The following is a 23326-nucleotide window of genomic DNA, read 5'->3' as shown; positions in this document are numbered from 1 at the left end:
GGGAGGGCGATGGTCCGTCAGGCCCGGCGGATCATCGCCTCGATCTTCTCCATGAGCGCGTCGAAGGCGATCGGTTTGGCGATCACCTCCATGCCGGGGCCGAGGAAGCCCTCCTTCAGCAGCGCGTTCTCCACGTAACCGGTCATGAACAGCACCTTGAGGTCGGGCCGGACCAGGCGCGCGGCATCGGCGAGCTGCCGCCCGTTCAGGCCCGGCAGCCCGACATCCGTGAGAAGCAGGTCGAAGGTCTCGCCGGACTGCAGGATGCGCAACCCCTCCGCGCCATCGGAAGCGGAAAGGACGACGTATCCCATCTCCTGGAGCATCTCCACCGCGAGAGCGCGGACGACCGGCTCGTCCTCGACCACGAGCAGCCTGGCTCCCGCGGTCGCGCGCCCCTCCGGCGCAGGCCTCGCGGCAGCGGGAACGGGCATGTCCGCGCCCAGGTAGCGCGGAAGGTAGATCGTCACCGTCGTGCCGCGGCCGGGCTGCGACTGGATGCGCACATGCCCGCCCGACTGCTTGACGAAACCGTAGACCATGGACAGGCCGAGGCCGGTGCCCTGGCCGATGGGCTTCGTGGTGAAGAAGGGCTCGAAGGCCTTCTCCATCACGTCCTGCGACATCCCGACTCCCTCGTCGGCGACGGAGAGAACCACGTAGTCTCCCGGCGTCACGCCATGCCCGGCCGCGGCCGCGGCGTCCGGAGCCGAAAGGTTCGCGGTCCCGATCACGATCCGCCCGCCGGCAGGCATGGCGTCGCGTGCATTGATCACGAGATTGAGAAGGGCGTTCTCCAGCTGGTTGGCATCGCAGTGGGTCAGCCAGAGCCCCTCCGTAAAGCGCTCCTCCACGTCGATGTCTTCCCTGGCGGTGCGCTTCAGGAGCTCCGCCATGAAGACGATGAGCAGGTTCGCATCGACAGGCTTCGGGTCCAGCGGCTGACGCCTCGAGAAGGCGAGGAGGCGATGGGTGAGGGTCGCGGCCCGCTTGGCGGAGGCCATGGCGGCGTCGACGTAGCGCCCGATCTCGCCGGACCTGTTCTGGGCGATGCGGGTCCGGATCAGGTCGAGGCTTCCGATGACGCCGGTGAGGAGATTGTTGAAGTCGTGGGCGATGCCGCCGGTGAGCTGGCCGACCGCGTCCATCTTCTGGCTCTGCCTGAGCGCCTCCTCCGCCTGGGCGAGAGCCTTTTCCGCCTCCCGCTCGGCCGTGACGTCGCGGCCGATGGCATGGACATAGCCCTCGTCGGACACGACCGTCCACGAGATCCAGCGGAACGTGCCGTCCCTGTGGCGGACCCGGTTCTCGCAGCGCAACGGGATCGCGCCCTCGCAGGTCGCGCAGACCGCCTCCGCGCCGTCGGGATCGAGAAGCTGCCGGAACGGCCTCCCGATCAGCTCGCCCTCCTCCCAGGCGAGAAGAGCCTTCCAGGCGGGATTCGCGGCCGCAACGCGTCCCTGCGCATCGATCACGATCATCAGGTCCGTGGAGAGGCGCCAAATCCGGTCGCGTTCGCGGGTGCTCTCGGCCACCCGCTCCTCCAGCATGGCATTCGTCGCCTCGAGCGCCCGGGCGGCGGTCTTCTGGTCGTGGATGTCCGTATTGGTCCCGATCCAGCGGACCACCCTTCCCTCGCCATCGTGTACGGGCACGCCTCGGGACATGAACCACCGGTAGGCTCCGTCGGCGGCGCGGCGGAGCCGGAACTCGCTCTCCAGGACGGTTCCGTGGGCGATGGCGCAGCTCCAGGCGGACGCCGTCGCCGCCTTGTCCTCCGGATGCATGACGCCGAGCCAGGACCCGTTGTCGAGATCGTCGACGCTCGCGCCCGTGTATTCGTAGAAACGCCGGTTGAACCACTCCGCCTCGCCCGTCGCGGCCGCTTCCCAGACCTGATGGGGCACGGCCTCGACGAGGGCGCGGAAGCGCTCCTGGCCGGCCCGGAGGGCCTCCTCGGCGAGGATGCGCTCGGTGACGTCCTTGTAGAAGCTGACGACGCCGCCCGGAACGGGACAGATGCGGAGTTCCAGCCACCGATCCTTTCCCGGGCCCCGATAGCGGCGCAGGACGGTGACCTGGACCTGCTCGTCGCGGCAGCACCGGTATGCATCCTCGAGGGATGGACTGGCCAGGGTCGGCCATGCCTCCCAATGGGTCTTGCCGATGATCTCGTGCTCTTCCCGGCCGTCGTATTCCAGGGCCGCCGGGTTGAGCTTGACGACCCGGAACTCCTCGTCGAGGACGACGAACCCGTCGCCCAACTGGTCCAGAATGGAGTCGGCCCGATCCCTATGGGCCTTGAGCGCCTCGGCCGCGCGGACCCGGTCGGTCACGTCCGTCCCCTGAAGGACGATGCCTTCGATGTGTCCCCCCGCGCCCCGGAACGGTCGCCCGGCGAAGTCGACGACCCTCTCCTCGGCACCCGGCTGAAGGGCGAGCGGGCATTCCGCCACGAGGAAGGGCTCGCCGGACGCGAGAGCCCCGTCGAGGGCCTCGACGAGGCGCGGATCGAGGCCGGGGATCAGGGTCGCGAGGGGCACACCCGACGGGGAACCGTGGGCCGCCAGCCGGCCGAAGACGGCATTCGTCCAGACGACGCTGTGGCGCGGTCCGCACACCAGGCACAGGAGGCCCGGTGCCTCGCCGATGGCCGCGAGCAGGGCCGCGGCGCCGGAACCCGGCAGGCCCTGCACGCCCGCCGCAGGCGGCTGCACGAGAGAAGCGGGAAGCGCAACGCCCTTCTCGCGCTTGTGATGAGAACCCAAGCCCTGCGGCATCTCGGTCTTTCGAAGCCGGACCGGCCAACCGGCGGCCGCGCCCGATCGTTGCAACGGGTCCCCATCCTCGCGTATGGGAACGTGAGGCTCTATCTGTTCGGATTTTATATCGTTTCAAGAGGAGATCCGGCCGAAATGTGCGCAGGCGCACCTCGCATCTGAATCAGAAGCTGCGCCCGTCCACCTGAACGGGCTTCAGGTCCCCAATCTCGATGCCTTCGAGGCAGCGCACGTTGACGGCCGCCATTTCCTGGCCTGTCTTGGGGGTTCGGCCGTCGGCGAAAGGCGCGCAGCCGCAGGTCGGGCAGAAGCGGTGCCGGATGGTGTGCCGGTTGAAGGTGTAGGTGGACAGGTCGTCCTGGCCCTGGGTGATCTTCAGGGCCTCGCGGGGGACGAAGTTGAGCAGGTAGCCCTTGCGGCTGCAGTGGGAGCAGTTGCAGGCGATGACCTGTTCGAGGTCGGTCTCGACCTCGAACGTGATCTTCCCGCAGTGGCATGAACCCTTGTGAAGCATTCCCGTTCCTCAGGCCTGGCTGGCGGCCCGGCTGCCGAGCGCAGCCTGCGCGGCCGCGAGTCGCGCGATGGGAACACGGTAGGGAGAGCAGGACACGTAGTCGAGCCCCACGCTCTCGCAGAAATGAATCGACGCGGGATCGCCGCCGTGCTCGCCGCAGATGCCGAGCTTGATGCCGCTGCGGGTGGAGCGCCCGCGCTCCGCCGCGATCCCGATCAGCTCGCCCACGCCCTCCTGGTCGATGGTGACGAAGGGATCGGCGGGGAGGATTCCCTTCTGCGTATACGAGCCGAGGAACGAGGCCGCATCGTCGCGGGAGATGCCGAGCGCCGTCTGGGTCAGGTCGTTGGTGCCGAAGGAGAAGAACTCCGCCGATTCCGCGATCTCGCCGGCGCGGAGCGCCGCACGCGGCAGCTCGATCATCGTGCCGACCTGATATGTGATGTCGACGCCGCTTTCCTTCTTCACGGCTTCCGCCATGGCGACGATGCGCCCCTTCACGAGGTCGAGCTCCGGCTTGGTCATGACGAGCGGCACCATGATCTCCGGGACGACCGGCTGGCCCGTTCTGCGTCCGGCTTCCACCGCCGCCTCGAAGATGGCGCGGGCCTGCATCTCGGCGATCTCCGGATAGGCGACCGCGAGGCGGCAGCCGCGGAACCCGAGCATCGGGTTGAACTCGTGCAGCTCGCGGGCCCGGTGCCTCAGCTTGTCGACGGAGGCGTTCATGGCCTTCGCCACCTCCTGCATCTCCTCCTCCGAGTGCGGCAGGAACTCGTGCAGCGGCGGATCGAGCAGGCGGATGGTGACGGGAAGCCCGCTCATGATCGAGAAGAGCTCGACGAAGTCGGCCCGCTGCATCGGCAGGAGCTTGGCGAGCGCCGCGCGGCGGCCCGCCTCGTCGTCCGCGAGGATCATCTCGCGCACCGCGACGATGCGGTCGCCGTCGAAGAACATGTGCTCCGTGCGGCAGAGTCCGATCCCCTCGGCGCCGAAATTGCGGGCGGTGCGCGCGTCGAGAGGCGTCTCCGCATTGGCGCGCACCTTCATGCGGCGGACCTTGTCGGCCCAGCCCATGAGCGTCGCGAACTCGCCGGAGAGCTCCGGCTCCAGCATCTTCACCTGGCCGAGCAGCACCTGACCGTTGGCCCCGTCGATGGTGATGACGTCGCCCTTCTTCAGGGTCTGGCCGGCGACGGTCAGGGTCTGCGCGTTGTAGTCGACGCGGATGGAGCCCGCGCCCGAGACGCAGGGCTTGCCCATGCCGCGCGCCACCACCGCCGCGTGGGAGGTCATGCCGCCGCGGGTGGTGAGGATGCCCTCCGCCGCGTGCATGCCGTGGATGTCCTCCGGCGAGGTCTCGATGCGCACGAGAATGACCTTCCGTCCGGCCTTCTTCGCCGCCTCGGCATCGTCGGAGTTGAACACGATCTCGCCCGAGGCCGCGCCCGGCGAGGCCGGCAGGCCCATGGCGAGGATCTTGCGGTCCGCCTTGGGATCGATGGTGGGGTGGAGGAGCTGGTCGAGGGCCGCCGGCTCGACCCGGGTGATCGCCTCCTCCTGCGTGATGAGCCCCTCGGAGGCGAGCTCCACGGCGATGCGCAGCGCCGCCTTGGCGGTGCGCTTGCCGTTGCGGGTCTGGAGCATCCAGAGCTTGCCCTTCTCCACCGTGAATTCCATGTCCTGCATGTCACGGTAGTGCTTCTCCAGGATGCCGTAGATGCGCACGAGCTCCCGGTAGGCCTCCGGCATCGCCCGTTCCATGGAGGGCTTGTCGGAGCCGGAGGCCTGCCGCGCCTTCTCGGTGATGTCCTGCGGCGTGCGGATGCCCGCCACCACGTCCTCGCCCTGGGCGTTGATGAGGAACTCGCCGTAGAGCTCCTTCTCGCCGGTCGACGGATTGCGGGTGAAGGCGACGCCCGTGGCGGAGGTCTCGCCCATGTTGCCGAACACCATGGCCTGCACGTTCACCGCCGTGCCCCAGCTCGCCGGGATGCCGTGCAGCTCGCGGTACTTGATGGCGCGGTTGTTCATCCACGAGCCGAACACGGCGCCGATGGCGCCCCAGAGCTGCTCCTGCGGATCCTGCGGGAAGGCGCGCCCCAGCTCCTTCTCGACGATGGCCTTGTAGCGCGGGATCAGGGCCTTCCAGTCGTCCGCGCTCAGATCCGTGTCGAGGCTGTAGCCGCGCCGGTCCTTGTATGCGTCGAGCGCCTCCTCGAAGTGGTGATGGTCGATGCCGAGCACCACGTTGGAATACATGGTGATGAAGCGGCGGTAGGAATCGTAGGCGAAGCGCTCGTCGCCCGCTCCTCGGGCAAGGGCCTGCACGGTGAGATCGTTGAGGCCGAGGTTGAGGACCGTGTCCATCATGCCCGGCATGGAGGCGCGGGCGCCGGAACGCACCGAGACGAGGAGCGGGTTCTCCGCGTCCCCGAAGGTGCGGCCCGTGAGGCTTCCGACGAAGGCGAGCGCCTTCTCGACCTGTTCCTTCAACTCCGGCGGGTAGGAGCGGCCATGGTCGTAGTAATAGGTGCAGACCTCGGTGGTGATGGTGAAGCCGGGCGGAACCGGCAGCCCCAGGTTGGACATCTCGGCAAGGTTGGCGCCCTTGCCGCCGAGCAGGTTCTTCATCCCCGCCTCGCCCTCGGCCCTGCCGTCACCGAACGTGTAGACCCACTTCGCCATCATTCGACCCTTTGGCTCACCTGACCTGCCGTCATGCAGGTCCTGGCTTGAAGCATGCCGAACCAAAACGCAACCTGAACGGCCAAGGTTCCGGCCGGCGAATCCCGCTCGCCCGACTCGCCCATACAAGGCAGGAGGGCGCATGCCGCGCGGCCGACCGGACACGAAAAATCCGCCGGACCGAACGGCTCCGGCGGACGATGAGCGGAGATACGGGAAAGATCAGACCCGGTAGCGCCCGTTGCGCTTCACGTAGACCGTGGCGCCGACGGGGACGCGCTCGTAGAGGTCGACGATGTCCTCGTTGAGCATGCGGATGCAGCCGGAGGAGACCTGCTGGCCGATGCTCCAGGGCTCGTTGGTGCCGTGGATGCGGAACAGAATGTCGCGGCCGTCCTGGTAGAGATAGAGGGCGCGGGCGCCGAGCGGGTTGTCGAGGCCGGCCTCGCGGTAGCGCGGCAGGTCCGGCTTGAGGCTGACCATGGTCTTGGTGGGCGACCAGGCGGGCCACACCCCCTTGCGGCCGACCGAGGCGACGCCCTTCCACGAGAAGCCCTGGCGGCCGACGCCGACGCCGTAGCGGATCGCCTTGTTGTCCGGCTGCACGAGGTAGAGCATGCGCTCGTCGATGTCGACGACGATGCTTCCCGGCTTCTCAGGCCCTTTGTACTCCACCACCTGGCGGGCGTATTTCGCATCCATCCTGCTGCGGTCGACGAGCGGGATGTCGTACGGCTTGTCCGGCGCGAGGCCGATGTACCAGCCGGCATAGGGATCCGCCTCGGCGGACGCCTGGGGCGGAGTCTGGACGCTTTGGCACGCAGCGAGGGACGCGCTCAGGAGAGCGCACGGCAGAAGGCGGCGAAGAATCATCTCAACGGAACCGAGAGAAACGAAGTTGCGGACTGCCTAGCGCGAAGCGGCCCGCAATGCTGTGCCCCCGCTGCAACAGCCGCGGCGGAATGTGCCGTCATCCCTCGATGCGCGAGAAATCCGCCACCGTGCGGGTCGCCTCGCGGATCGCGTTCAAGAGTCGCAGGCGGTTCTCGCGCAGCTCCGGGTCCTCCGCGTTCACCGTCACCTTGTCGAAGAAGGCGTCGACGGCGGGGCGGAGCTCCGCCAGGGCGCGCATGGCGCCTTCGAAATCCTCCCGCATCACGTGCTCGGACGCATGGCGCGAGGCCGCCTCCAGCACCTCCAGCAGGACCTTCTCCTCCGGCTGGCCGCGGTCGTGGATGAGATGGCGGTTCGGCGCCGCATCGTAAGCCCGCCCGTCCTTCTTTTCCTCGATGCGGAGAATGTTCGCCGCGCGGCGGAAGCCGGCGAGAAGGTTGGCCCCGTCCTCCGTGTCGAGAAAGCGTCCGAGCGCCTCGACGCGGCGGACGATCATCAGGAGGTCGTCCTGGCCTTCGAGCGAGAACACGGCGTCGATGAGGTCGTGCCGCGCGCCCTGGTCGCGCAGATAGACTTTCAGGCGGTCGGCGAAGAAGGAGAGGAGGTCTTGCAGCGCCGGATCGGCGCCGGAGAAGCCGATGACCCGCTCCAGCCTTGAGGGGTCTCGCAGCGCATCCCCTGACACGGTCACATGCCCGACAGCAATGGGAGGCAATTTGCCGAATCCCTTCGGCAGAATGTCCTCGTAGAGGCGAAGCCGCAGGTCGTTCTCCAGCACCAGCCGGATCACTCCCAGCGCCGCCCGCCGCAGCGCGTAGGGATCCTTCGATCCCGTCGGCTTCTCGTCCATGGCCCAGAATCCCACGAGGGTGTCGATCTTGTCGGCGAGGGCCACCGCCACGGAGACCGGGTCGGTCGGCACGCGGTCGGAGGGGCCGAGGGGCTTGTAGTGCTCCTCGATGGCCGCGGCGACGCCGACCGGCTCGCCCTGGATCGCCGCGTAGTAGCGGCCCATCAGCCCCTGCAGCTCGGGGAATTCGCCCACCATCTCGGTGACGAGGTCGGCCTTGGCGAGGCGCGCCGCGCGCTCGGCCTCGGCGGGGTTCGCGCCGACGAGGGGCGCGATCTCCTTGGCGAGGGCGGCGATGCGCTCCACGCGCTCGTACTGGGTGCCGAGCTTCTCGTGGAAGACGATGGTCTTCAGCTTCTCGAGCCGGTCCTCCAGCTTCACCTTCCGGTCGGTCTCCCAGAAGAACTTGGCATCGGAGAGGCGGGCGCGCACCACGCGCTCGTTGCCGCCGACGATGGTCCGGCCCCCGTCCTTGGCGGCGAGGTTGGAGACGAGGATGAAGCGGTTGGCGAGCTTGTCCGTGCGCGGGTCGCGCAGCACGAAGCATTTCTGGTTGGCGCGGATGGTGGCGCGGATCACCTCCGGCGGGATGTCGAGGAACGCCTCGTCGAAGGAGCCCATGAGCACCACCGGCCATTCCACGAGCCCGGCGACCTCCTCCAGCAGGCCCTCGTCCTCCACGAGCTCCAGCCCCTGCGCGAAGGCGAGGTCGCGGGCGTCGTGCAGGATCATGTCCTTGCGCCGGTCGGCGTCGAGCACGACCTTGGCCCGCTCGAGCGCCGGCGCATAGTCGTCGAACCGGCGGACCCGGATCGGCCCCGGCGCCATGAAGCGGTGGCCGTAGGTGACGTCGCCCGATTCGATGCCGTCGATGGAGAAGCGCACCACCTCCGGCTCCTCGGTCTCCGGTCCGAAGGTGCAGACGATGGACTGCAGCGGCCGTACCCAGCGCAGCGAGCCCGGCTCGCGGGAGGCAGCGCCCCAGCGCATGGATTTCGGCCAGGGGAAGCTCCGCACGATCTGGGGAACGATCTCCGCGAGGACCTCCTGCGTCGCCCGGCCGGGGCGCTCGATCAGCGCCACGTAGAACTCGCCCTTCTTCGGATCCTTCTCGATCCTGGCCTGGTCGAGGGAGGCGAGCCCCGCGCTCTTCAGGAAGCCCTGGATCGCGGCCTCCGGCGCGCCGACCCGCGGCCCCTTCCGCTCCTCGCGCACGTCCTGGCCCTTCACGGGAAGGCCGACGACGTTGAGCGCCAGCCGCCGGGGCGTGGCGAAGGCCTTGGCACCCTCGTAGACGAAGCCGCGCTCCACGAGCGCATCCGTCACGAGCTTCTTCAGGTCCTCAGCGGCGCGCCGCTGCATCCGGGCGGGAATTTCTTCGGAGAAGAGTTCGAGGAGAAGATCGGGCATCGGAATGTTCTGTTCATGAATCGGGGGAAAGCGATCGGCCAACGGCTCAAGCCGCGGCGGCCCCTCCCCCTTCCGTCTTCAGCCAGGCGGCGCCGCAGGCCTTGGCGAGCTCGCGGACGCGCAGGATGTAGCTCTGGCGCTCGGTGACGGAGATGACGCCCCGGGCGTCGAGGAGGTTGAAGATGTGGCTCGCCTTGATCGCCTGGTCGTAGGCGGGCTGCGCCATGAGGTGGCGGCGCTCGTTGGAGCCGGGCTTGGGCTCGCCCTCCTCCAGGTACCTGCGGCAGGCGGCCTCCGCATCGCGGAAGTGGCGGAACAGCATCTCCGTGTCCGCGTACTCGAAGTTGTGCCGGGAATATTCCTCCTCGGCCTGCCTGAAGATGTCCCCGTAGGTGACCCTGTCCTCGCCCTCGAGCCCGTTGAAGTTGAGGTCGTAGATGGATTCGACGCCCTGGAGGTACATGGCGAGGCGCTCGAGCCCGTAGGTCAGCTCGCCCGCCACCGGCGCCACCTCGAAGCCCGCGACCTGCTGGAAATAGGTGAACTGCGACACCTCCATGCCGTCGCACCAGCACTCCCAGCCGAGGCCCCAGGCGCCCAGCGTCGGGCTCTCCCAGTCGTCCTCGACGAAGCGGATGTCGTGCACGGCCGTGTCGATGCCGATGGCCTCCAGGGACCTGATGTAGAGGTCCTGGATGTCCGGGGGATTGGGCTTCAGGATGACCTGGAACTGATAGTAGTGCTGGAGCCGGTTCGGGTTCTCGCCGTAGCGCCCGTCCTTCGGGCGGCGGGAGGGCTGCACGTAGGCCGCGCGCCAGGGCCTGGGGCCGAGCGCCCGCAGGGTCGTTGCCGGATGGAACGTGCCCGCCCCCATCTCCATGTCGTAGGGCTGGAGGATGACGCAGCCCCGCTCCGCCCAATAGCGCTGGAGCGTCAGGATGAGGCCCTGGAAGGACCGCGCAGGATTCATGTGCGCTTCGTCGCTCGTCATGTCGGCGTCCGGTCTTTGAGAAAGCAGGCCGAACCCTTGGGATGCGGGGCGGCGCAAGTCAAGCGCGGGATGGTTTTGCCTCTCCCGCTGTCGTTCCGGGGCGGCTCGCAGAGCCGAGCCCGGAACCCATAACCGCCATCATCTCAGAAACTGCGAAAGGTCCATCGTTCCTTTCTACAGCCGTGATGTTCATGGATTCCGGGCTCCGCTGCACGGCCCCGGAATGACAGTTGGCGTTCTACAGCCCCAGCCGCGCCCAGGCGGCCCGTTCCTCCAGGGCGCCGAGCATCGCCGCCGGGTCGGCGAGGGTCATCTCGCCCAGGGGGCGACGGCCGAGGACGCGGCCGAGGAGCGGCGGACGCGGCGGCTCCACGAGCCGCAGCTGCACCTCGTCGCCGAAGCGCTCGCGCAGGACGGTGCGGATGTCGCCGAGCCCGTCCGCGAGGCCGAGGCGGACCGCCTGGCCTCCCACCCAGAAGGCGCCGGAGAACAGGTCCGGGTCGGTTTCGTCGAGCTTCGCGCCGCGCCGCGAGCGCACGAGGTCCACGAAGACCTCGTGGATGTGCCGCTGCAGCTCCTTGAGGCGGGCCACGTCCTGGGGATCCTCGGGCTGGAAGGGATCGAGCATCGCCTTCTTCTCCCCCGCCGTGTAGACCCGCCGCTCGATGCCGAAGCGCTCGATCAGCCGGTCGAAGCCGAACCCGGCCGAGACGACGCCGATGGAGCCCAGGATCGAGGAGGGATCGGCGAAGATCTCGTCGGCCGCGCAGGCGATCATGTAGCCGCCGGAAGCCGCCGCGTCCTCCACGAAGGCGAAGACGGGGAGCTTCTTCTCCTCCGCGAGGGCGCGGACGCGCCTGAAGATGAGATGCGACTGGGCGGCCGAGCCCCCGGGAGAATTGATCACCAGGGCCACCGCCCGCGCCCCCTTCAGGGAGAAGGCCCGCTCCAGCACCGGCGCGAGGTGGGCGATGGAAAGCCCCGGACGCAGGGGCAGCATGGCACCGATGGCACCGGAGAGCCGCACCACCGCCACCAGGGGATGCCGGGCCCGGAACCGGGCGGGAACGAGGAACTGGAGGCGCTCGGGAAGACGCGCGATGAGGGAACCTTGTGTCATGGCGTTCATGTAGTGCGACGGAAACGTTGTTCCAGGTAATGGCCTGGAATGGCCAAGATGAACATTCCTTTAGGGAAATCGTTAGCTCTCGTTCAGTTAGGCTCCCTTAAAGATTAGGACCTAGAACAGCGTTCCCGATATTTCGTATCGGGCCTGCGCTAAGCCCGAGCAAGGAGATTCGCATGCGTCATTTGCTTTTCGGTCTCGCTGGCGCGGCCGCCTTGGGACTCACCGCCTTCACGGCCCAGCCGGCCTCCGCGCAACCCTTCTATTATGGCGGCCCGTTCGTCGAGACCGTGCAGTATTATGGACCGCCGCCCGGCTATTACCACCGCCGCTGGCATCGTCCGCCGCCCCGGTACTACTACGGCCGCCCGTGGCGCCCGGTGCGCTGCTGGACCCGGCCCGAGCGGGTCTGGAACGGCTGGCGCTGGGTGGTGCGGCCGGTCCGCATCTGCCGCTGAGCCACGCATACCCATAGGCAGAAAGGGGCGCCCCGGGCGCCCCTTTTCATGAATCACGCCAGGGGAGCAGGGCCTCGCCCCGGTGAATGGCCGCCGCCAGGGGCGTGAAGCCGCCGCCCGGACCGTGCAGGACCAGCGGCGGCAGAACCGCGAGGGGCGCCCGGCTGCCCTTGACGCCCGACAGGAGGAGCCGGATCGCCGGGCGCTCCCCGTCCGGATGAACGAAGCGGATCGAGAGACCGCCGAGCTTTCCCCCCACCGCGCCGAGACATTCCGCGAGCCGGTCCGCCCTGTGGACGAGGACGAGGCGCCCCTTCGGCTTCAGAAGGGCGATGCAGGCGGTAAGCCACGCTTGGAGCCCTCCCGCGGGAAGGGCGTGGGCGGCGCTGCGTCCGGGATCGGGCGAGAGGCGCGCCTTCCCCTCTTCCAGGAATGGAGGATTGGTGAGGACGAGGTCGGCGCTCCCGGGCACGAGCCCGGCGGCGCGGCGGGAGGCGCGGTCGAGCACGTCGGCCACTGCCACCGTGGCCTCGACTCCGTTGGCGATGCAATTGCGGCGGCACAGGTCGGCGAGGTCCGGGTCGCGCTCCACGAAGACGAGGCGGGCCTGCCTCTCCCTGACCGCCGTCATCAGCCCCACCGCGCCCGTGGAGGCGCCCACGTCCACGACCGTGTCGCCCGCCCGGACCGGGGCCGCGGCCGCGAGCAGCACCGCGTCCGTTCCGGCCCGGTGGCCCTTGGGCGGCTGATGGACAAGGACGCGCCCGCCGAGGAGCGAATCGGCCGCGGGCTCACTTTGCGGAGACTCACTCATGGCGCAGTTCGGCCCCGTGGCCCGCCTCGCGGATGAGGCGCCGCGCCTGGGCGGCGCGATCGTCCGGAACGAGAATTCGCCTGGGAAACGCGCCGATCATGCCCTCCAGGGCGCTCATGTGCGAATCCGCGACCAGAACCGGGATATTGGCGTTTTCCAACAGGGATTGTAGGAAGCCGATCAGAACGAGATCGCTGCTTCTGACGATTTCGATCATCGGCGCCGGGCTCCTCCTGCGGCAAGCGTCCATTGCTGCATGAGATCCGCCATGCCACGGTGCCCCGATATTCCTACCGGCCGGTCGGGCCGGCAACCCCGGGTTTGGAGCGTGGGAGTCGTCGTACCCTTCGAAGACAAGCATCCTGAGCGGAATGCGGGCATCGAGAAGCTCGTCTCCCTTGTGGCCGCCGACATGGAGCGGGTCAATGCGATGATCCTGTCGCGGACCGGCTCGGACGTCACCATGATCCCGGAGGTGGCGAATCACCTGATCTCCTCCGGCGGCAAGCGGCTGCGGCCCATGCTGACCCTCGCGACCGCGGGCCTCTCCGGCTACGAGGGCGACGGCCACGTGAAGCTCGCGGCGAGCGTCGAGTTCATGCACACGGCCACCCTCCTCCACGACGACGTGGTGGACGAGAGCGACATGCGCCGGGGCAAGATCGCCGCGCGGATCAAGTGGGGCAACGAGGCGAGCGTCCTGGTGGGCGACTTCCTGCTCGGCCAGGCCTTTCGCATGATGGTCGAGGTGGGCTCCCTGCGCGCCCTCGACATCCTCTCCGCCGCCGCCACGGTGATCGCCGAGGGCGAGGTGATGCAGCTCGCCGCCGCCAAGAACACCGAGACCACGGAGGACGAGTACCTCGCCGTGATCAGGGCGAAGACGGCGGAGCTCTTCGCCGCCGCCTGCGAGGTCGGCCCGGTGATCGCGAGCCGCCCCAAGGCCGAGCAGGCCGCCTGCCGCTCCTACGGCATGAATCTCGGCATCGCCTTCCAGCTCGTCGACGACGCGCTCGACTACGGCGGCAAGGCCGCGACGCTGGGCAAGAACGTCGGCGACGATTTCCGGGAGGGCAAGATCACCCTGCCGGTGGTGCTCTCCTTCCGGCGCGGGTCGGACGAGGAGCGCGCCTTCTGGCGGCGCGCCCTGGAGCAGGGCGAGACCGGCGACGCCGATCTGGAGCAGGCCGTCGCCATCATGCGCCGCCACCGGGCGCTGGAGGACACCATCGAGCGCGCCCGGCACTACGGCGCCATGGCCCGCGACGCGCTGGCCCTGTTCCCCAACGGGCCGATGAAGCAGGCGCTGCTCGAGGCCGTCGATTTCTGCATAGCCCGTGCGCATTGAGCGCCGTTCTTTTTATAGAACGAAACGATTGACAAGAAGGTCCGCCCTGGCGGATATTGATCCCGCTTCCGCCGGGCCGTCCGGTCCGTCGGAGCCGCGGTGATTTGAGACGAGCAGCTTGCGCCGCGTCATCAAACGCTAAAGCGCCACGAAGCGTCAGCGCCTCGTGGTCACGGGATCGATGTGCCATGACGCGCCTCTCCTTCATGCGAATGCACCCGCCGTGCCGGAGTCCTGCTCCGCCCGGCCTGTGTCGACGCCTCGCGGCCTGATCCCTCCCCTCATCACGCCCCGTCCGCCCGGCCCGCTCGCGCCGGCGACCGGACTTGCCTGGAAAGGACGAAACCCATGTTCGCCGTCACCCGACGCACGCTTCTCTCCGCCGCCCTCGTCGTCAGCGCCGCCTTCGCCACGACATTGCCCGCCGCCGCCGAGCAGACCATCAAGGTCGGCGTCATGTCCGGCGCCGAGGAAGAGGTCGCCCAGGTCGTGAAGAAGGTCGCGGCGACGAAGGGGCTCACGGTGCAGCTCGTGCCCTTCTCGGACTACGCCCTGGTCAACGAGGCCCTGGCCCGCGGCGACCTCGACGCCAACGCCTTCCAGCACAAGCCCTATCTGGACGCACAGATCGCCGCGCGCGGCTACAAGATCGTTCCCGTGGGCTTCACCTTCGTCCAGCCCATCGGCCTCTATTCCAAGAAGGTCAAGGCCGTGGCCGAGCTGCCCAAGGGCGCCAGGATCGGCATCCCCAACGATCCGAGCAACGGCGGCCGCGCCCTCAACCTCCTCGCCGCGCAGGGCCTGATCGGGCTGAAGGAGGGCAAGGGTCTCTCGCCGAGCCTCCTCGACATCGCCGAGAACCCGAAGGGAATCGTCATCTCCGAGCTCGATGCGGCGCAGCTGCCGCGCGCCCTGCCCGATCTCGATGCGGCGGTGATCAACACCGACCACGCGCTCAACGCCGGCCTCGACATCCGCAAGGACACGATCGCCGTGGAGGCGCGCGAGGGCAATCCTTACGCGAACTTCGTCGCCGCGCGGCAGGGCGAGGAGAACCGGCCGGAGATCAAGACCTTCGTGGCCGCCTACCAGTCGCCGGAGGTCGCCGCCTTCCTCGACACCCGCTTCAAGGGCGCCATCATTCCCGCCTGGTAAGCCCCGCAGACACGGCCGCCCCGGACGCCGGAGAAGCGACGATCATCTCAGGATCGTCGCCCTGACCCACCAGTCCGGGCGGCCGCTGCGGATCGCGGCTGCGGCCGCCTCCGCGGCGGGGCGGTCGCCGTAGAGGCCGAACACGGTCGCCCCCGAGCCCGACATGCGCGCGAGACGGCAGCCCGCCGTTGCGCGGATCCGCTCCAGCGCCTCGCCGACGAGGGGCTCGAGCCTCCGGGCGGGCGGCTCCAGGTCGTTGCGGGCCGCCTTGAGCGCATCCAGCAGAGCCGGTGCGGACATTCCCCCAAGCTCCGGATGGGCCGCTCCCTCCGCCGCCCGGCCCGACCGCAGGCCCAGTTCCCGGAACACCCTCGGCGTCTCGACCGGCACGCGCGGATTGACGAGGACCGCGTGAAGCCGCGGCAGGCGCACGGGAGGCCCCACGAATTCCCCCGCGCCGCGCATCATGCGCGCCCGAGGCTCCAGGCAGACGGGCACGTCCGCCCCCGTGAGCCGCGCGGCCTCGCGCAGGGCCGGGTCGGACAGGGGCAGGCCGTTCAGGCGGGCGAGAAGCCGCAGGGCCGCCGCCGCATCCGAGGAGCCGCCCCCGATCCCCGCCGCGACGGGCAGGCGCTTGACCAGATGGAACGTGCCGGTGCGCAGCCCCTCGACCCGCTCCGCCAGGAGCCGGGCGGCCTTCAGGACGAGATTGCCGTCCCCGCTCCCGGCAAGCGTCGCGGTGGGCCCCCTGACGGCGAGCCCGAGCGCGTCTCCGGGTTCGAGGCTCAGATCGTCCCCCGTTCCTGCGAAGGCGACGAGGCTTTCGAGCTCGTGATAGCCGTCGGCGCGGCGCCCCAGCACATGGAGTGTGAGGTTGATCTTGGCCGGGGCGCGGGTGGCGAGGGGACGAGGCATGTCCGGATCCATGCCCGAGAGCGGCGCTCATGGAAAGAGGCGCCGCACGGCGCCTCCTCCCGAATCCGATATCCGCCTCGCTTCTGTTCTTCGAGCGAGCTAACCGCCGTTCTCGCCTGCCGGTGCGGCGGGTGGGGCGCCTTCCGCAGCGGGGGCGGAGGGCGCGGGCGCGGGTTCCGACGCGGGCGGAGAAGAGGGCGTCGCGGAGGACACCTCGTCCAGCCCCTTGTCGATCTTCTGGAGGATCTTCACCAGATCCTCGTGCTCCGGATTGGAGTCCTTGGCGTGGTTCCACTGGAAACGCGCCTCGAGCCTGCGCCCGGTCTTCCAGTAGGCGTCGCCCAGATGGTCGTTGATCACCGGGTCGCCCGCCTTCAGCTCCACCGCCTTCTCGAGCTCGCGCACCGCGTCGTCGTAGCGGCCCATGCGGTAATAGGCCCAGCCGAGGGAGTCGATGATCATGCCGTCGCGCGGGGCGAGCTCCACGGCGCGGGTGAGCATCCTGAAGGCCTCGTCGATGTTCTCGTTCCGGTCGACCCAGGAATAGGCGAGATAGTTGAGCACCTGCGCCTTGCCCTGGGGCAGCGTGTCCGGCACCAGCTCCAGCGCCTTCTTCAGGTCCGCCTCCGCCTTGTCCCACTGCTTGGCGCGCTCGTAGGAGGTGCCGCGGTAGAAGAACAGGATCCAGTGGCCGCGCTCCGGCGTGCCGACGAGCTTGATGGCCTTGTCGTAGGTCTCGGCGGCCTCCGCGAACTGCTTGCGGGAGCGCTGCACGTTGCCGAGCGCCATCACCACCTCGACCTCGTTGGGATGCTTCTCCATGAGCGCCTTGAGATAGCTCTCCGCCTCGGCGCTGCGGCCCAGAAGCTCGTAGTTCTGGCCGATGGCGATGTCCGCGCTGACGCGCACGGGAGAGTCCTTCGGCACGCGGGAGAAGACGGCGTTCGCCTGGTCGTACTGCTTCAGCCGCTCGTAGACGTCGCCGAGGGTGACGAGGGCGAGCGCATGGTCGGGATCGAGATCGAGGCCGAGCCGCAGGTAGATGATCGCGGTCAGCTCGTCGCCCTGGCTGTTGCCGACGACGCCGAGGCCGTAGAGCAGCTCCGCGGCCCCCTCCTGGGCGGTGGTCACGGTCGGCCCGAGGGGCTTGCCCTCCTTCAGCGCCGCCATGGCCGCGCGCACGGCCGGATGGCGGGGCACCGTCTCGTCGAAGGTCCTGTAGAGTTCGAGCGCCTCGTCGCGCCGTCCGCGCTTGGCGAGGAAGCGGGCATAGGCGTCCACCACCTGGAGGGTGTTGCGCTCGCCCGAATAGGCCGCCTTGAAGCGCTTCTCCGCCTCGGCCGGGTTGCCGGTCACGTCGGCGATGAGGGCGGCGTGATATTCCCGGAACTGGTTGAAGGCGCGCTCGCTCTTGAGCTTGTCCACGGTCGCGAGGGCCTGCTTGCCGTCCTTCGCGCCCGCATAGGCCCAGGCGGTGAGGAGCGTCGCGGTCAGGTCGGCCGGGCGGCCGCGCACGGTGAGCTTGGCGCGCGCATCCGAATACTTCTTCGTCCTGAGCGCCTGCACCGCGAGGGCGAAGCGCGCGAGATTGTTCGAGCCGTCGCGGGAGGACAGGCGCTCCGCCGCGCGATAGGCCTCGTTCATCGAGCCGTTCGCCAGGAAGGCGACGAAGGCGCGCTCCAGGAGATCCTGGTTGCGCGGGTCCTCCTGGATCGCCTCGCGGAAGAAGATCGTGGCCGCGGTGGTGTCGTGGGCCGCGCCGGCGACGTAGGCCGCCAGGAAATTGCCTTCGAGGCTCTGGGCCGGCTGCAACGCCTCGCTCGGATCGGGATTGGCGGCCAGGGCTGGCGCCGCCAGGAAGCCGAATGCCGCAAACACAAGCGCAGGCAGGCCTTTGCGGGCCGGGAACATGTCAACGGTTGGCACTCAGTGCTGCTCCAATCATCGCGCATCCGGGGAGGAGATCCCAGGACAGATGTGCGCCAAATCAGGCCGGAGAATGGCGTCTCGCCGCGCCTGCGGCAAGGGGAACATTGCCGCTGGCGAAGGTAAATGTCTCGTGAAGCAGAGACTTATCGCCGCCGGATCGCGCTCCGTCATTCCGGGACGCGCCTACGGGCGCGGGCCCGGAACCCATGACCGCGACATTGAAGGAGAGAGCGCGGCGGCTGCCGCAGCTTCCCATTCCGATCCGTCGACGTTCATGGGTTCCCCCTCGCATGGTCCGTCCCGGAGCGACGGAAAACGCTTTGCAGGGCGTCCGCCTCACATGTTCACGTAGTTCGGCCCGCCGCCGCCCTCGGGAGTGACCCAGTTGATGTTCTGGTTCGGATCCTTGATGTCGCAGGTCTTGCAGTGGACGCAGTTCTGCGCGTTGATCTGGTAGCGCAGGCCGCCTTCGCCCTCGACCCATTCGTAGACGCCCGCCGGGCAGTAGCGCTGCGAGGGGCCGCCGTAGACGTCGTGCTCGGACGCCTTCTGCAGGCCCATGTCCCTGACCTGCAGATGGACCGGCTGGTCCTCCTCGTGGTTGGTGTTCGACAGGAACACCGAGGAGAGCCTGTCGAAGGTGAGCACCCCGTCCGGCTTCGGATACCTGATCGGCTTCACCTGGGAGAGCGGCAGCAGGCATTCGTGGTCCGGCTTGCCGTGCTTCATGGTGCCGAAGGGCGACCAGCCGAACAGCTCCGTCATCCACATGTCGAGACCGCCGAGCGCCACGCCCGCCGCCGTGCCGTAGCGCGACCAGAGCGGCTTCACGTTGCGCACGCGCTTGAGGTCGTACCCGATCGGCGAGGAGCGCCAGGCCTCCTCGTAGGAGGCCACCTCGTCGTGGGCGCGGCCGGCCTGCAGGGCCTCGAAGACGTGGTCGGCGCAGAGCATGCCCGAGAGGATCGCGTTGTGGCTGCCCTTGATGCGCGGCACGTTCACGAAGCCCGCCGAATCGCCCACCAGGCAGCCGCCGGGGAAGGACAGGCGCGGCACCGACTGCCAGCCGCCCTCCATGATGGCGCGCGCGCCGTAGCCGATGCGCTTCGCGCCCTCGAACACGTCGCGCACCATCGGGTGCGTCTTGAATCGCTGGAACTCGTCGAAGGGCGAAAGGGTCGGATTCTTGTAGTTGAGGTGCACCACGAAGCCGACGGACACGAGGTTGTCGTCGAAATGGTAGAGCCAGGAGCCGCCGCCCGCGTTGTTGGGCAGCGGCCAGCCCATGGAGTGGCGCACGAGGCCCGGCCGGAAGTTCTCCGGCCGCACCTGCCAGAGCTCCTTGATGCCGATGCCGTACTTCTGGTGATCGCGTCCCTGGTTGAGGCGGAAGCGGTCGATCATCTGCTTGGTGAGGGAGCCGCGCGCCCCTTCCGCGAAGATGGTGTACCTGGCGCGCAGCTCCATGCCGCGCGTGAAGTTGGCATTGGGCCGGCCGTCCCGGCCGATGCCCATGTCGCCGGTGGCGACGCCCACCACCTTGCCGTCCTCGATCAGGACCTCCGCCGCGGGGAAGCCCGGATAGATCTCGACGCCGAGCTCCTCCGCCTTGCGGCCGAGATAGCGGGCGACGTTGCCGAGCGAGCCGACGAAGTTGCCGTGGTTGTTCATGAGCCTGGGCATGAACAGGTTGGGAAGGCGGATGCCGCCCGCATGGCCCAGATACAGGAATTCGTCGGCGGTCACCTGCGTCCGGAGCGGACGGTCCGGATCCGTGCGCCATTCGGGCAGGAGGGCGTCGAGGCCGATCGGGTCGATCACCGCGCCGGAGAGGATGTGGGCGCCCACCTCGGAGCCCTTCTCCACCACCACCACGGACACCTCGGCGCCCCGTTCCGCAGCGTCCTGCTTCAAGCGGATGGCGGCGGCCAGGCCCGCAGGGCCGGCGCCGACGACGACGACGTCGAACTCCATCGATTCACGGGCTGGCAGCTCGGCCATGGATCTCCTCCTGATGCGCGGTGTCCCCGATAGATAGTTTACATATGAACCATCTATGGAGTTTCTCAACCTCTTCGTTATGAAGGTCTCCTACCTCCGATGCGCCGCCGCTGGAAGGTGCCGCGTGCAGCGGCCCCCAATCTTCGGGAAGGAGGGGGAGGGGCAAGCGCCCTGCGCCGGCGGACCGGGCGGCAGGAATCGGGTTGCGGGCGCGGCCGGGCGGTTCATGATGGCGGCATCCCGGTCCCGAGGACCGGGACCGCAGCCGGGACGGGAGCAGCGACCATGACGGCAAGCGCCTTCACGATCTTCGAGACGGCCATCGGCCCCTGCGGGCTGGCATGGAACGGGAGAGGCATCGCGGGCTTCCAGCTGCCGGAGGGAGACGCGGCCGGGACCCGCGCCCGCCTGGCCCGCCGGTTTCCCGGGGCGGCGGAGGCCCCTCCCCCGCCGACGCTCCGGAGCGTCGTCGCCGATGCCGTCGCCCTTCTCGAAGGCGAGGCCCGGGACTTCTCCGGCGCCGTGCTCGACATGGAGGGGGTGCCGGACCTCCACCGCCACGTCTACGAGATCGCCCGCACGATCCCGCCCGGCCGGGTCATGACCTACGGCGAGATCGCCGCGAGGCTCCGGGTCGGCAATCCGCGGCTCATCGGCCAGGCCCTCGGGCGCAACCCCTTCCCCGTCATCGTGCCGTGCCACCGGGTGGTGGCGGCGGGCGGGAAGCTCGGCGGCTTCTCGGCGAACGGCGGCGCCGGAACCAAGCGCCGCCTCCTCGCCATCGAGGGCGCGCGGCGGGACGAAAGCCCCACCCTGTTCGACCTGACGGCCTGACCGAAGGGCCGCCGCCTTCCGGCGGCCCGAGTTGTCCGCGCCTTCCCGGATGCTTACATAGGCTCCATGGCGGACATGCCCCCCGATCGCGAAGCCCTGCAGGCGCTCCTCGACTTCCATGTCGAGGCGGGGGTGGATCTTGCCCTGGACGAGGCCCCGCACGACCGCTTCGCGGAGGCGGCCTCGCCCCCGCCCCAGGAGCGTCCGTCCGATGCCCGCGCCCCCGCCCAGCGGCAGAGCGGCACTCCCGCGCCGCCGCCCGCCACGCCCGCCCGTCCCCTGCCCATGGCGGCCGCGGGGACGCCGGAGGACGCCGCCCATCTCGCCCGCGAGCTCGCGCGCCACGCGCAGTCCCTGGAGGAGCTGGAAGGCCTGCTCGCCGGCTTCGAGGGCTGCGCGCTGAAGTTCAGCGCCAAGAACCTCGCCTTCGCCGACGGCAACCCGCAGGGCCGCGTGATGCTGGTGGGCGAAGCACCGGGAGCCGACGAGGACCGGATCGGCAAGCCGTTCATGGGCCGCTCGGGCCAGCTCCTCGACCGGATGCTCGCCGCCATCGGTCTCGACCGCACGCAGGTCTATGTCGCGAACATCGTGCCCTGGCGCCCGCCGGGCAACCGCACGCCGACCCCGCAGGAGGTGGCGATCTGCAAGCCCTTCATCGCGCGGCAGATCGAGCTTGCGGCGCCGGAATTCCTCCTCTGCCTCGGCGGACCGGCGGCCCAGAACCTCCTCGACGTCAAGGACGGCATCCTGCGGACCCGCGGCCGCTGGTTCACCTACAGGACCGAGGAAGGCCGCGAGATCAGGGCCCTGCCGACCCTGCACCCGGCCTATCTGCTGCGCCAGCCGCTCCAGAAGCGGCTCGGATGGCGGGATTTCCAGGCCCTGCGCCGGGCGCTCGACGGGCGGGAGTAGGGGAACGGCCACGCTCTTGCGGAACCGGTCCGCGCACTCCAGCTTTATCGCTTCACCGGGGCGGCTGACGCCTCACGAGGGCGGATCATGCGCTGGGAAGATTTTCGAACCTCATCCAATGTGGAAGACCGCCGCGGGATTCCCGGAGGCGCGGGAGGCCTGGGGATCGGCACGATCGTGGTGCTCGGCCTCATCGGCTGGGCGCTCGGCATCGACCCGCGCCTGCTCATCGGCGGTGCCGAGATGATCGCCAACCAGGGCGGCTACCAGCAGCAGCAGGGCCGGCAGGGCACGCCCCAGGACGAGATGGGCCGCTTCGCGGCGGCGATCCTCGGCAACACGGAGGACGTGTGGGGGGCGGTCCTGCCCCAGCAGGCGAACCGGCCGTACAAGCCGCCGAAGCTCGTGCTCTTCTCCGGCGCGACGCGTTCCGGCTGCGGCGCCGCCCAATCCGCCATGGGGCCGTTCTACTGCCCCCTGGACCAGACCGTCTATATCGACCTCTCCTTCTTCCAGGAGATGCAGCAGCGCTTCCGCGCGGGCGGCGACTTCGCCTATGCCTACGTGATCGCCCACGAGGTCGGCCACCACGTGGAGAACCAGCTCGACATCCTGCCCCGCGTCCAGGCGCGCCAGCAGGAGGTGGGAACGGCCGAGCGCAACCAGCTCTCCGTCCGCGTCGAGCTGATGGCCGACTGCCTCGCCGGCGTCTGGGCGCACCACTCGCAGCAGCGCTGGCAGTCCCTGGAGCAGGGCGACGTGGAGGAGGCGATCGCGGCGGCGGAGGCCATCGGCGACGACCGCCTGCAGAAGCAGAGCCAGGGCCGCGTGGTGCCCGACAGCTTCACCCACGGCTCCTCGGAGCAGCGGGTGCGCTGGCTGATGACAGGCCTCAAGACCGGCAAGATCCAGGCCTGCGATACCTTCCGGGCGAGCCGGCTCTAGGAACGCGCCTTTTCGCTTCCGCCGGAGCCGGATGCTTTCGGCATAAATTCGCCCCCCGCGGATCACGGGTTTCACGGAAAGCGCCGCCACACCCTCTCCCCGCAAGGGGGAGGGAAGGTGCGCCCCTCGTTCCTCCATCGCCTGACTTCCGCTGGATTGCGTCGCGCAGGAGCGGTAGACCGGACCGAACGCGAGACGCTTCCCATGCCCGGCATCGACGAGACGCTTCCCTTCGTTCCCCTGTCCATCGCGGTCCTGACCGTCTCGGACACCCGCTCGCCCGCCGACGACAGGTCGGGCGACACCCTCGTCGAGCGCCTCACCCGGGCCGGGCACCGGCTGGCCGACCGGGCCATCGTGCCGGACGACGTGGACGCGATCCGCGCGAAGGTGCGGGGCTGGGCGGACGATCCTGCGGTCGATGCCGTCATCACCACCGGCGGCACCGGCTTCACGGGCCGGGACGTGACGCCGGAGGCCATCGAGCCGCTCTTCGACAAGCGCATGGACGGATTCTCGGCGGTCTTCCACCGCATCAGCTTCGACAAGATCGGCACCTCGACGATCCAGTCCCGCGCCACGGCGGGGCTTGTCGGCACGACCTTCGTGTTCGTGCTGCCGGGCTCCCCCGGCGCGTGCAGGGACGCGTGGGACGGCATCCTCTCGTCCCAGCTCGACTACCGCCATCGCCCCTGCAACTTCGTCGAGATCATGCCGCGCCTCGACGAGCACCTGAAACGGGGCAGGCCGAAGGCCTGA

19 protein-coding genes are annotated in these 23326 nt (G+C 69.1%); 7 read left to right on the top strand and 12 right to left on the bottom strand.

What is annotated here, in order from left to right; all coding sequences use genetic code 11:
* Positions 1 to 17 precede the first annotated feature (17 nt).
* The 7 genes from GDR74_RS06195 to GDR74_RS06165 form a co-directional block, all read right to left on the bottom strand.
* Positions 18 to 2768: a hybrid sensor histidine kinase/response regulator gene (locus tag GDR74_RS06195; RefSeq protein WP_194164638.1), complete on the bottom strand. Its 2751-nt coding sequence runs from the start codon at positions 2766 to 2768 to the stop codon at positions 18 to 20.
* Positions 2769 to 2943: 175 nt separating this feature from the next.
* The gene (locus tag GDR74_RS06190) at positions 2944 to 3294 is read right to left on the bottom strand and encodes a GFA family protein (RefSeq protein ID WP_152585490.1); all 351 of its coding nucleotides are present in this window, start codon (positions 3292 to 3294) and stop codon (positions 2944 to 2946) included.
* Positions 3295 to 3303: 9 nt separating this feature from the next.
* Entirely contained in the window at positions 3304 to 5982 is a 2679-nt protein-coding gene (gene ppdK / locus GDR74_RS06185) for a pyruvate, phosphate dikinase (RefSeq protein ID WP_152587669.1), read from the bottom strand.
* Between the two features lie 222 nt (positions 5983 to 6204).
* Positions 6205 to 6855, bottom strand: a complete 651-nt coding sequence (locus tag GDR74_RS06180) for a L,D-transpeptidase (RefSeq protein ID WP_152585489.1) — start codon at positions 6853 to 6855, stop codon at positions 6205 to 6207.
* 97 nt (positions 6856 to 6952) lie between these two features.
* Positions 6953 to 9136 (bottom strand): glycine--tRNA ligase subunit beta, encoded by a 2184-nt coding sequence (glyS, locus tag GDR74_RS06175; protein ID WP_152585488.1) that lies wholly within the window; start codon positions 9134 to 9136, stop codon positions 6953 to 6955.
* Positions 9137 to 9182: 46 nt separating this feature from the next.
* Positions 9183 to 10127 carry a glycine--tRNA ligase subunit alpha gene (locus GDR74_RS06170; protein ID WP_152585487.1) on the bottom strand — a complete coding sequence of 315 codons (945 nt, stop codon included), beginning with the start codon at positions 10125 to 10127 and terminating at the stop codon, positions 9183 to 9185.
* 238 nt (positions 10128 to 10365) lie between these two features.
* The gene (locus GDR74_RS06165) at positions 10366 to 11247 is read right to left on the bottom strand and encodes a S49 family peptidase (protein WP_152585486.1); all 882 of its coding nucleotides are present in this window, start codon (positions 11245 to 11247) and stop codon (positions 10366 to 10368) included.
* 182 nt (positions 11248 to 11429) lie between these two features.
* On the opposite strand from GDR74_RS06165, the gene GDR74_RS06160 reads away from it, so the two are divergent.
* Positions 11430 to 11711 (top strand): hypothetical protein, encoded by a 282-nt coding sequence (locus GDR74_RS06160; protein WP_152585485.1) that lies wholly within the window; start codon positions 11430 to 11432, stop codon positions 11709 to 11711.
* A 46-nt stretch (positions 11712 to 11757) separates the two neighbouring features.
* On the opposite strand, the gene GDR74_RS06155 is transcribed toward GDR74_RS06160, so the two are convergent.
* Complete coding sequence (locus GDR74_RS06155; RefSeq protein WP_152585484.1) at positions 11758 to 12525, bottom strand: tRNA1(Val) (adenine(37)-N6)-methyltransferase; 768 nt, start codon at positions 12523 to 12525, stop codon at positions 11758 to 11760.
* Positions 12518 to 12742, bottom strand: coding sequence for a putative signal transducing protein (locus GDR74_RS06150; protein ID WP_152585483.1), 225 nt, complete (start codon positions 12740 to 12742; stop codon positions 12518 to 12520). The genes GDR74_RS06155 and GDR74_RS06150 overlap by 8 nt, the downstream gene beginning before the upstream one ends.
* A gap of 111 nt (positions 12743 to 12853) precedes the next feature.
* Here GDR74_RS06150 and GDR74_RS06145 point away from each other — a divergent pair, with 111 nt between their 5' ends.
* Together GDR74_RS06145 and GDR74_RS06140 are read left to right on the top strand one after the other, a co-directional pair.
* Entirely contained in the window at positions 12854 to 13873 is a 1020-nt protein-coding gene (locus tag GDR74_RS06145; RefSeq protein ID WP_152585482.1) for a polyprenyl synthetase family protein, read from the top strand.
* 348 nt (positions 13874 to 14221) lie between these two features.
* Positions 14222 to 15028 (top strand): MetQ/NlpA family ABC transporter substrate-binding protein, encoded by an 807-nt coding sequence (locus tag GDR74_RS06140; RefSeq protein WP_152585481.1) that lies wholly within the window; start codon positions 14222 to 14224, stop codon positions 15026 to 15028.
* A 42-nt stretch (positions 15029 to 15070) separates the two neighbouring features.
* Here GDR74_RS06140 and GDR74_RS06135 read toward each other — a convergent pair whose 3' ends face one another.
* From GDR74_RS06135 to GDR74_RS06125, 3 genes are all read right to left on the bottom strand, one after another.
* Positions 15071 to 15943: a 4-(cytidine 5'-diphospho)-2-C-methyl-D-erythritol kinase gene (locus GDR74_RS06135; RefSeq protein WP_152585480.1), complete on the bottom strand. Its 873-nt coding sequence runs from the start codon at positions 15941 to 15943 to the stop codon at positions 15071 to 15073.
* 99 nt (positions 15944 to 16042) lie between these two features.
* Positions 16043 to 17854 (bottom strand): tetratricopeptide repeat protein, encoded by a 1812-nt coding sequence (locus GDR74_RS06130; RefSeq protein WP_152587668.1) that lies wholly within the window; start codon positions 17852 to 17854, stop codon positions 16043 to 16045.
* Between the two features lie 354 nt (positions 17855 to 18208).
* Positions 18209 to 19873 carry an electron transfer flavoprotein-ubiquinone oxidoreductase gene (locus GDR74_RS06125; protein WP_152585479.1) on the bottom strand — a complete coding sequence of 555 codons (1665 nt, stop codon included), beginning with the start codon at positions 19871 to 19873 and terminating at the stop codon, positions 18209 to 18211.
* A 285-nt stretch (positions 19874 to 20158) separates the two neighbouring features.
* On the opposite strand from GDR74_RS06125, the gene GDR74_RS06120 reads away from it, so the two are divergent.
* The 4 genes from GDR74_RS06120 (at position 20159) to moaB (ending at position 23326) form a co-directional block, all read left to right on the top strand.
* The gene (locus tag GDR74_RS06120; protein WP_152585478.1) at positions 20159 to 20707 is read left to right on the top strand and encodes a methylated-DNA--[protein]-cysteine S-methyltransferase; all 549 of its coding nucleotides are present in this window, start codon (positions 20159 to 20161) and stop codon (positions 20705 to 20707) included.
* 66 nt (positions 20708 to 20773) lie between these two features.
* A complete protein-coding gene (locus tag GDR74_RS06115; protein ID WP_152585477.1) occupies positions 20774 to 21622 on the top strand; it encodes a uracil-DNA glycosylase in 849 nt (282 codons plus the stop codon).
* Positions 21623 to 21709: 87 nt separating this feature from the next.
* The gene (gene ypfJ / locus GDR74_RS06110; RefSeq protein ID WP_152585476.1) at positions 21710 to 22567 is read left to right on the top strand and encodes a KPN_02809 family neutral zinc metallopeptidase; all 858 of its coding nucleotides are present in this window, start codon (positions 21710 to 21712) and stop codon (positions 22565 to 22567) included.
* Positions 22568 to 22771: 204 nt separating this feature from the next.
* The gene (moaB, locus tag GDR74_RS06105) at positions 22772 to 23326 is read left to right on the top strand and encodes a molybdenum cofactor biosynthesis protein B (RefSeq protein WP_152585475.1); all 555 of its coding nucleotides are present in this window, start codon (positions 22772 to 22774) and stop codon (positions 23324 to 23326) included.

The organism is Microvirga thermotolerans (assembly GCF_009363855.1).
GTDB lineage: Bacteria > Pseudomonadota > Alphaproteobacteria > Rhizobiales > Beijerinckiaceae > Microvirga > Microvirga thermotolerans.
This window is presented reverse-complemented; position numbering and strand designations above follow the sequence as displayed.